General features: G+C 68.8%; 7 protein-coding genes. All 7 read left to right on the top strand.

The window, feature by feature from the left end:
• Positions 1–1,038, top strand: a 1,038-nt coding sequence (locus VAE53_RS00490) for a hypothetical protein (protein ID WP_322817392.1), incomplete at its 5' end; no start/stop codon positions are given.
• Between the two features lie 82 nt (positions 1,039–1,120).
• The gene (locus tag VAE53_RS00485) at positions 1,121–2,071 is read left to right on the top strand and encodes a metal ABC transporter solute-binding protein, Zn/Mn family (protein WP_322817391.1); all 951 of its coding nucleotides are present in this window, start codon (positions 1,121–1,123) and stop codon (positions 2,069–2,071) included.
• 29 nt (positions 2,072–2,100) lie between these two features.
• On the top strand, positions 2,101–2,844 hold the full coding sequence (locus VAE53_RS00480) for a metal ABC transporter ATP-binding protein (RefSeq protein WP_322817390.1): 744 nt from the start codon (positions 2,101–2,103) through the stop codon (positions 2,842–2,844).
• Positions 2,841–3,752 carry a metal ABC transporter permease gene (locus tag VAE53_RS00475; RefSeq protein WP_322817389.1) on the top strand — a complete coding sequence of 304 codons (912 nt, stop codon included), beginning with the start codon at positions 2,841–2,843 and terminating at the stop codon, positions 3,750–3,752. Before VAE53_RS00480 ends, VAE53_RS00475 begins: the two co-directional genes overlap by 4 nt.
• 57 nt (positions 3,753–3,809) lie before the next feature.
• Positions 3,810–5,051, top strand: a complete 1,242-nt coding sequence (locus VAE53_RS00470; protein WP_322817388.1) for an acyl-CoA dehydrogenase family protein — start codon at positions 3,810–3,812, stop codon at positions 5,049–5,051.
• A 137-nt stretch (positions 5,052–5,188) separates the two neighbouring features.
• Complete coding sequence (locus tag VAE53_RS00465) at positions 5,189–6,181, top strand: phosphotransferase family protein (RefSeq protein WP_322817387.1); 993 nt, start codon at positions 5,189–5,191, stop codon at positions 6,179–6,181.
• A gap of 64 nt (positions 6,182–6,245) precedes the next feature.
• A partial coding sequence (locus tag VAE53_RS00460) for a PD-(D/E)XK nuclease family protein (RefSeq protein ID WP_322817386.1) occupies positions 6,246–9,334 on the top strand: 3,089 nt, incomplete at its 3' end.

Genomic DNA, 9,334 nt, shown 5'->3' with positions numbered 1-9,334 from the left:
GCGGCCGGTGGGCGAAGGCTGCCTGCGACGGTGGAGGAGGCCCGCGAGGGTCGCGAGGCGGTGGGGCGGGGGCGGGATTCAGCCCGCGGAGCGGCGGCGGAGGCGGACCAGGCAGCTCGTGCGGCGGTGGAACAGGCGATAGCCGCCCAAAGGGAGGTGGACGCGCTGAAGCAGCGGGTGAACGCGCTGCGGGAGCAGCTGGAAGGACTGCGTGAGGAGGTGGCGAAGGCGGAGCGCGAGCTGCCGACGGCGCAGCTCGACGCGGACCTCGCCGCAGCGCGGGGCGAGGTGGCTCGCGCCTTGGCGGAGCAGGGGGAGGCGGATGACGCGGCGGAGGCGCTCGCGGCCGCCGCCGCAGAGGCGGAGGCGGTCGGGCAGCGGATCGAGGGGGCGGAGCGGCAGCTGGCCAAGATCGACGAGGAGATGACGTTGGCGCGGGGTGCGCTGCAGCACGAGGGCGAGGGGACGCTGCAGGCGGAGTTGGACGAAGCATTGTCGCGGCTGGCAGAGGCGGAGACGCGGCTCCTGACGGTAGAGGGACGAGCGAAGGCAGCGAAGCTGCTGTTCGAAACGTTGGAACGGCACCGCGAGGCCGCGCGGCGGGTGTACGGGCCGCGGTTGGAGGAGCGGGTGGCGATGCTCGGGCGTGCGGTCTTCGGGAGCGATTTCGCGCTCCACTTGGATGGGCGGTTGGCACCTTCGGAGCGGACGCTCGGGGGCGAGCGGCTGCCTATCGGGCAGTTGAGCATCGGCGCGCGGGAGCAGATCGCGGTGCTGTATCGCGCGGCGTGTGCGGCTGCGGCTGCGGAGGACGGTGTGCCGTTTTTCCTCGACGATGCGCTGGGGTGGAGCGACGAGGAGCGCCTCGCGCGCATGGCGGAGGTTTTGGCGGAACTGGCGAAGGAGGTTCAGGTGGTGGTGTTGACCTGCCAGCCGGGGCGATTCGCTGCTGCCGGCTCTGCCGAAGTCGTACGGATCGAGGGCGGCCGGACGGGCGGGATGGGTTCGGCGGCGGGCGGACGGCCTGGGGGCGCCTGACGAGGCGGGGCGGGGAGTTGCCCGCGCGGGTGAGACTGAGTATCGTTGGTCATTGATGATACTTCATCTCAGGGGCAAGTCGATGACAAGGAGCTTGCGGCGGGTGCTGGCCGCGGTGGTGACGCTCGGCGCCGCGGCGGTGCTGGCGGTGGCGTGCGGCGGGGGAGACAGTGACGGCGACGGGGGGCCCCGCGTTGTGGCGACGACGACGCAGATCGGTGCGCTGGTGCGGGAGGTGGCTGGGGATCGGGTGACGGTCGACGTATTGCTCGCGGCCGGGGCCGATGCGCACGATTACGAGCCTTCGCCGCAGGATTCGCGGCGGCTGCGTGAGGCAAATTTGATTCTGAAGAACGGAATCGGGCTGGACGACTGGCTCGACGACTTGATCGCGAACTCGGGGACGAAGGCGCCGGTGGTGACGGTGACGGAGGGCATCGAGCCGCTCGCTGGGGGGGAGCATCACGAGGACAAGGATGGGGGCCATGGGCACGAACATGAGGAGGGCGATCCGCACGTCTGGCACGATCCGGAAAACGTGAAGGTGATGGTGGCGAACATCGCCGAGGCGCTGGCGAAGATGGACGAGAAGAATGCCGAGATCTACCGGGAGCGTGCCGCTGCGTATTCGAAGAAGTTGGACGATACGGACCAGCAGATTCGGGCGCTTTTCGCGCCGATTCCGGAATCGCAGCGGAAGGTGGTGACGAACCACGAGTCGCTGAACTATTTCGCGCGACGGTACGGGATCGAGGTGGTGGGGGCGATCGTTGCGGGTACGGCGGCGGAAGCGCAGCCTTCGGCGCAGGATCTGGCGCGCCTGACGGACCTGATTCGAGCGGAGGGGGTGAAGGCCATCCTTGCGGAGGCGGAGATCGATCCGAAGGTGGCGGAACAGCTGGCGAAGGAGACGGGGGCACGGGTGGTGACGGGGCTGTATGCTGATTCGCTGGGGCCGGCCGGCAGCGGCGCGGAGACCGTGGATGGCATGCTGCTGCACAATGCCCGGCTGATTGCGGAGGCGCTTCGATAGCTGCGTCGAGCCAAGTTCGGGCTTCGAGTGTGCTCGCCCTGAGGGAAGTGGCGGTTGCGTATGGCCACAATGTCGCGGTCTGCGATGTGACGGCGGATATTCCTGCGGGGGCGATTGTCGGGCTGATCGGGCCGAATGGGAGCGGGAAATCGACGCTGCTGAAGGGGATTGCGGGGTCGGTTCCGCTGGCAGGGGGGAGTGTGGTGTTCGGCGACCGGCCGATCCGGGAGTTGGGCGGGCGGGCGGCGTACGTGCCGCAGCGCGAGGAGGTGAACTGGGGGTTTCCGGTGACGGCTTTGGATGTGGTGATGATGGGGCGGTACCGGGCGCTGGGGTGGCTGCGGTGGCCTGGCCGGCGGGAGCGGGAGTTGGCGGAGGCGGCGTTGGCCAAGCTCGGGCTGGGGGGCATGGGGGGAAGGCACATCAGCCAGTTTTCGGGCGGGCAGCAGCAACGGATTTTCCTTGCCCGAGCGATGGTGCAGGAGCCTGCGCTGGTGCTCCTGGACGAGCCGTTCACTGGCATCGACGTCCAGAACCGGGCTGTGTTCCACGAGCAGATTCGGCGGTTTTCGGCGGCCGGGGTGACGGTTCTGGTGGCGACGCACGACTTGGACGAGGTGCGTTCGATGACGTCGCACGTGCTGCTGTTGAACCGGCGGATGGTGGCGTTCGGGCCGACGGCGACGACGTTCACTCCGGCGAATTTGCGTGCGGCGTTCGGGGGCCAGGTGGCGGTGTTCGAGCAAGTTCCGGTGTACGAGCAGCTGCCATGAGCTGGTTGACGGAACCGCTCCAGTACGGGTTCATGCAGCGGGCGGTGCTGGAGGTGCTGATCATCGGGGCGCTGTGCGGGCTGGTGGGGAGCTTCGTGGTGCTCCGGGGGCTCGCGTTCATCGGCGATGCGCTGGCGCACGCGGTGTTCCCGGGTGTGGTGCTGAGCTACCTGGCGGGGCAGAGCATCCTGGTTGGCGCTTTCGGCTTCGGGACGCTGACGGCGTTGGGGATCGGGCTGCTTTCGCGGAGCCGGCGCGTGAGCGAGGACACGGCGATCGGGGTGTTGTTCGCGGCGTTTTTCGCGCTGGGGGTGGTGATCCTGAGCCGGCAGGGCGGGTTTCGGCGGGATTTGGGTTCGCTGCTCTTCGGCAACATTCTCGGGGTTTCGATGACGGATGTGGTGATTACGGGGGTGATTGCGGGGGTGGTGGTGCTGGTGATGGCGGCGTTGCTGAAGGAGTTCGCGCTGGCGGCCTTCGATCCGGTGATGGCGCGGACGTTGGGGTACCCGGTGTTCGCGTTGGATCTGCTGCTGTTGCTGCTGGTTGCGGCGACGATCGTGGTGAGCTTGCAGACGGTGGGGAACATCTTGGTGTTGGCGCTGATCGTGACGCCGGCGGCTACGGCGCGGCTGCTGACGGACCGGCTGTTGCGGATGGTCGGGCTGAGCATGGGGATTGCGGCCCTGGCGGGGGTGAGCGGGCTGTGGGTTTCGTACCATGCGGGGACGGCGGCCGGGGCGACGATCGTTTTGGCGGCGACGGTGCTGTTTCTGGCGGCGCTGGTGTTGGCGCCGAACCACGGGCTGGTGGCGGAGCTCTGGCACCGACGGCACGGGCGGCACCACGTGCACCACTACCACCCTGCGGGTGAGGAGCACCATCGGGGGGTGGATGCTCGCGGGTAGCGATCGCCGCGGGGGAGCGGTAGAGTGCGAGCGCGAATTTCTGTAGGAGTGCCCCTTATGTCTGTTGCAGACCAGCCCCACGCGGGGGACCGCCACCTGACCGACGCGGAGATCATGGAGCTCCGGGAGCGGGTGAAGGCCTTCATGGCGGAGTACATCTACCCGAACGAGCCCTTTTTCCACGCGAATCATCCGCGGCAGTCGGCGGCTGGCCGGGAACGGATGAAGGAGCTGCAGGCGATCACGAAGTCGCTCGGGATGTGGGCGCCGCACCTTCCAGCGGCGGCGGGTGGTATGGGCATCGGCTTCATGCCGTATGTGTACATGAACGAGATTCTGGGGCGCAGCCCTTATGCGCCGATTGCGTTCGGTTCGCAGGCGCCGGACTCGGGGAATGCGGAGATTCTCTGGCAGTTCGGGACGCCGGAGCAGCAAGAGAAGTTCATGAAGCCGCTGGTGGCCGGGGAGATTTGGTCCTGCTACTCGATGACGGAGCCGGAGGTTTCGGGGGCGGACCCGACGGGGCTGCGCACGACGGCGATTCGGGACGGCGACGAGTGGGTGATCAATGGCCACAAGTGGTTCACGAGCCAGGCGGAGGGTGCGACGTTCGCGATTGTGATGTGCGCGACGGAGCTCGATCAGCCGCCCCACCGGCGGTTCACGCAGATTATCGTGCCGACGGATACGCCGGGGTTCGAAATCGTGCGGCCGGTGCCGGTGATGGGCGAGGTGGAGGGTTCGCACTGTGAGATTCGGTACACGAACGTTCGGGTGCCGCTGACGAATGCGCTGGGGGAGCCCGGGAGTGGCTTCCGGATCGCGCAGAAGCGGCTGGGGCCGGGCCGCATCCACCACTGCATGCGCTGGCTTGGGCAGATGCAGCGGGCGTTCGAGTTGATGTGCGAGTATTCGCTGAAGCGCGAGGTTTTTGGCTCGACGCTTTCGGAGAAGCAGACGGTCCAGAACTGGATCGCGGACAGCTATGTGGAGATTCAGGCGGCGCGGGCGCTGACGCTTTCGGCGGCGAAGAAGATCGATCAGGGCGACGAGGCACGGGTGGAGATTTCGGCGATCAAGTTCTTCGGCGCGCAGGTGCTGCACAATGTGATCGACCGGGCGATCCAGGTGCACGGTGCGCTCGGGGTTTCGGGCGATACGCCGCTGGAATCGATGTACCGGAATGCGCGTGCGGCGCGGATTTACGATGGTCCGGACGAGACGCACCGGATGGTGGTGTCGCGGCGGATTCTGCAGAGCTTCAAGGCCGGGAACGGCTGGGATTTTGGCCTGCAGTAGGCGGGAGTTCGCTGGGGGATGGCGCCGGGGCCGCTCGAGCGGCCCCGGCGTTTCGTTGCAAGGGCGGGTGGAAATGGGGAGACTTCGGGTACCGGCCGGGATGGGCGGCCGGTGGAGCCAGCCGCGGGGGCGTTGAGATGGAACTGGATGAGCTGCGGGCGCGCCTGGAACCGTTCGTTCGGGCGAAGCTGGAGGACCCTGGGGCCCGGGTCGTGGACCTTACGAAGGGGACCGGGCACGCGGGGTTTTCGTATTTTTTCGACGTCGAGAGCGGTGGGGGGGAGCGACAGGCGTATTTTTTGCGGCTCCCGCCGCCCGGGGTGAAGCTGGAGGGGACGGCGGACTTGATGCGGCAGGTGACGGCGGTCCGGGCGCTGGAGGGCACGGGCGTCCCTCACGCGCCGATCACGTGGGCGGGCACGGAGCCGGAGTGGTTCGGCTCGCCGTATTTTGTGCAGCCGCGGCTTCCCGGGGACACGCTGAAGGACGACTATCCGGAGCGGTTCAGCGATGCGCAGCTGCGGGGGATGGCGCGGCAGGCGATGCGGGCGCTGGCGGGGATCCACCGGGTGCCTCGCGAGCGGCTGGGGTATTTGGGCGATTTTTGGGGGTACGAGTTCGACGTGACGCGCTGGGACCGGTTCTACGAGCGGGCGGCGGAGCAGGAGCTGCTCGCGCTTCAGCCGCGGGTGAAGCAGCTGCTGCTGGAGAAGGCACCTCGCGATGCGACGATTGGGCTTTACCACGGTGACTTTCAGTGGTCGAACCTGCTCTATTCGCCGGAGGGGGAGCTGCTGGCGGTGATCGATTGGGAGCTGTGCGGTGTGGGGCCGACGTTGAACGATTTGGGGTGGATTTGCGCGTTCAGCGATCCGGCGGCTTGGGCGCACGATCGGGGCAGCCGGATGCCGCATGGGGACGAGCTGGAGGAGTGGTATTGGGAGGCGCTGGGCGAGCGGCCGGGGGATATTCGCTGGTTCAAGGCGCTGGCGGTGTACAAGTTCGCGATCATCAGTGGGTTCAATTTGATGTTGCATCGGCGTGGGAAGCGGCACGACCCTCACTGGGAGGAGATCAAGCCCTCGATGCAGGCGAACATGGAGTACGCGTTGCGGATGCTGGGCGGCTGAGGCGACACGGCATGTCGCGGGCAGGCGGTAGGGTCGCCTATCTGGTGGACCGGGGAAGGGGACCATGACGAACGTGCGGGTGATGTGCGTGCCGTGCGGCGAGGCGCGCGGGGCGTTGGCGGCGCTCATCGAAGAGGCGAAGGTGGGGGATCCGCTGGCTCCGGTGACGGTGGTGGTGCCTTCGAACTTGGTCGGGCTGGATGTTCGGCGGGCGCTGGCCGGGAGGAGGGCGCTCGCGAACGTGCGATTCCTGGTGATGGATCGCCTGGCGGAGCTGGTGGCGGCGCCGCTGCTGCAGGCGCAAGGGCGGCGGCCGCGAACGCGATGGAAGTGGGTGGACTGCCTTCGGACGGCTGCGGAGCGCCAGGGCGAACCGCTCCGGGGTTTCGCCGGGCATCCGGCGACACTGCGACGTTTGGCGGCGCTGGCGGCGGACCTTCGGGGGGCACCGCCGGCCGTACGGGAACGGCTGGAGCGGCATCCTGACGCGGTGGTTGCGGCAGCGGCGGCTGCGGTAGCGGAGGCGGAACGTGCGGCGGCGGGGCTGTACGACGAGCACGATTTGCTCGAGGCGGCGGCGAGGGCGGTCCGCTCCGGGCACCGAGCTGCGGACGAGGTGGGGATGCTGGTGGTGTATCTGCCGGACCGGTTGCCTGGCGACGCGGTGGAGTTGTTGCATGCGATGGCCGGCCGGGGGGGTGCTTGCGCCATTCTGGGCCTGACGGGGGACGCGGAGGTGGACGGGCAGATGGAGGAATGGGCGCGAATGCTGGGGGCGATTCGGCCGGAGCCTGGACGCGGCGAAGGGGCGCCCGTGGGCGACGAGCCGCGGTTGCCGGGACGGCTGGCTGTGTTGCCGGACCCCGAGGAGGAGGTGCGATATGCGATCCGCGAGGTTTGGCGCCAGGCGGAAGGGGGGGTGCCGCTCCATCGGATGGCGATTCTGTACGGGAGCGTGGAGCACTATGCGGCGCTCGTTCACGACCGGCTGGAGGCGAGCGGTATTCCGCACAATGGGCGGGGCTTGCGCCGGTTGGCGGATTCGTTGGCGGGGAGGGTGGTGTTCGGGGCGCTGCGGTCGGCGCGGCTGGGATGGCGGCGCGAGGCGGTGATCGACTGGGTGACTTCGGCGCCGGTGGAGCACCGGGGGCGGGAGGTGGCGGGACACCGATGGGATACGCTTTCGCGCGAAGCGGGTGTGGTGCGGGGGCTTCTGCAGTGGAGGCGAGCTGCGGCGGTGATCGAGGCGTCGCTCCGGCCACGGGTGGAGGAGGGATTTCTTTCGGAGGAGGAGCTTGGCCGGCGGGTGGAGGTGGCGCGGCAGATGGGGGAGTTCGTGGAGGATGCGGCGAATCGGTTCGGGGCGGAGCCGCTGCGGCCGCTGCCGGTGTGGGCGAGGGCGATGCTTACGGGGCTGGAGGCCTGGCTTCCGGCCGGGGCAGTGAGGCGGGTCGCTGGAGAGGGGGGCCTGGCGGAGGCGGAGGTGGCGGCCTACGCCGAGGTGGTGCGGACGCTGGATGGGGTGGCTGGGCTGGACGAGGGGACGGCGGTGAGCCTGGCGACGTTCGAGGGGCTCCTCCGGGAGGCGTTGGATGCTCCGGCCGAACGGCACGGGAAGCTGGGTGAGGGCGTGTTCGCGGGGTCGATCGAGGAGGCGGCTGGGATGGTCTTCGACTTCGTGGTGATGGTGGGGCTGGCGGAGCGGGTCTTTCCGCCGCAGCCGTCGGACGACCCGCTCTTGCCGGAGCGGGTTCGGCGGGAGCTGGACGGGGCGGTGCCGTCGGCGGCGGAGCGGGTGATTCGGGCGCGGCGGGCGTATCTGATGGTGTCGGCGTGTGCGAAGGGGTGCCTGGTGACGGCGCCGCGGGTTTCGTTGCGCGATCAGCGCCCGGCGCAGCCTTCGCGGTGGTTTTTGGAGGCGGCGTCGAGGCTGCACGGTCGGGGCGTGTATGCTCGGGATATCGAGCGGTGGATTCACGATCCGCGGGGCCGGCCGCCTTGGTTGGAGGTGGTCGATTCGTTCGCTGCGTGGGTGGTGGGAGGCGACGTTTTCGCGGACTTGGCGGAACGGGACCTCGCGGAGGTGTGTCGGGGTGGTGGGGCCCCGTGGGAGCACCCGCTGCTGGTGGAGCTCGGGGTGGATGCAGGGGTGCGGGCTCGGGCGGAGCGGGCGCGGCGATCGCCCGCGGGCGGTTCGAACGGGCTCACGGGGTGGACGGGGGAGGCGCTGCCGGCGATGGATGCGGAACCTGAGCTCTCGGCGAGTGCACTGGAGACGCTGACGAGCTGCCCGTTCCGGTTCTTCCTTTCGCACGAACTGGGGCTGCGCGAGGTGGAGAAGCCGGAGGACCTGGATGTGGTCGACCCGGCGAGCCGTGGTTCGATCGTCCATAGCGTGCTCGAGCGGTTCGTCCGGGCGGTGAAGGAGCGGCGAGGGACGGAGGTGATCGAGGGTAAATGGAGCGACGCGGAGCGGGCGCTGCTTTTCGAGGTTGCGGATGCGGAGTTCGAGGCGTTCGAGCGGCGCGGACTGACGGGTCGTCCGGCGGCGTGGGCTGCGACACGGGAGCGACTGCGGCAGGATTTCGGGCGGTTTCTGGACGAGGACGAGCGCTGGCGGACCGAACGGGGGGCGGCGGTGCGGGATGTGGAGCTGGCGTTCGGCGCGCGGGTGGGTCGGGAGGTTTCGATCACGCTGATGGATGGGCGGCGGGTGCGGTTCGTGGGGAAGGCGGACCGGGTGGATGTCTTGCCGGGCGGAGGGCTCGTGGTGACGGACTACAAGAGCGGCAAGCTGGATTCGTACGCGCAAGCGGCGAATGGAGGGCTGCAGCGCAAGGAGGGAGGGTGGCTGTTGCAGTTGCCGATCTATGCGCTGGCGGTGCGGGGTGGGCAGGAGGTGGATGTGGCGGCGGCCTACTGGTTCGTCTCGGAGGAGGGGCGGTTCGAGCGGGTGGAGGTGAGGCTCGACGAGGAGACGGAGGGGGAGTTCCGGCGCGTGGTCGAGGCGGGGCTGGAGCTGCGCCAGTTGGGGCTGTACCCGGCCATTCCGGGAAAGCGAAAGTGGAACGGTTGGACGAATTGCCAGTTCTGCCCGTTCGACCGAGTGTGTCCGGGAGGTGAACGGGACCGTCTTTGGGAGCGGCTGCGGGT

Source organism: Tepidiforma sp. (assembly GCF_034432735.1).
GTDB lineage: Bacteria > Chloroflexota > Dehalococcoidia > Tepidiformales > Tepidiformaceae > Tepidiforma.
Note: the sequence above shows the minus strand (reverse complement) of the source record. Positions and strands in the feature narration are given on the sequence as shown.

Coding starts and splice junctions, on each gene's coding strand:
- VAE53_RS00485 (WP_322817391.1), top strand. CDS start 1,121: ATGACAAGGAGCTTGCGGCGGGTGCTGGCCGCGGTGGTGACGCTCGGC.
- VAE53_RS00475 (WP_322817389.1), top strand. CDS start 2,841: ATGAGCTGGTTGACGGAACCGCTCCAGTACGGGTTCATGCAGCGGGCG.
- VAE53_RS00470 (WP_322817388.1), top strand. CDS start 3,810: ATGTCTGTTGCAGACCAGCCCCACGCGGGGGACCGCCACCTGACCGAC.
- VAE53_RS00465 (WP_322817387.1), top strand. CDS start 5,189: ATGGAACTGGATGAGCTGCGGGCGCGCCTGGAACCGTTCGTTCGGGCG.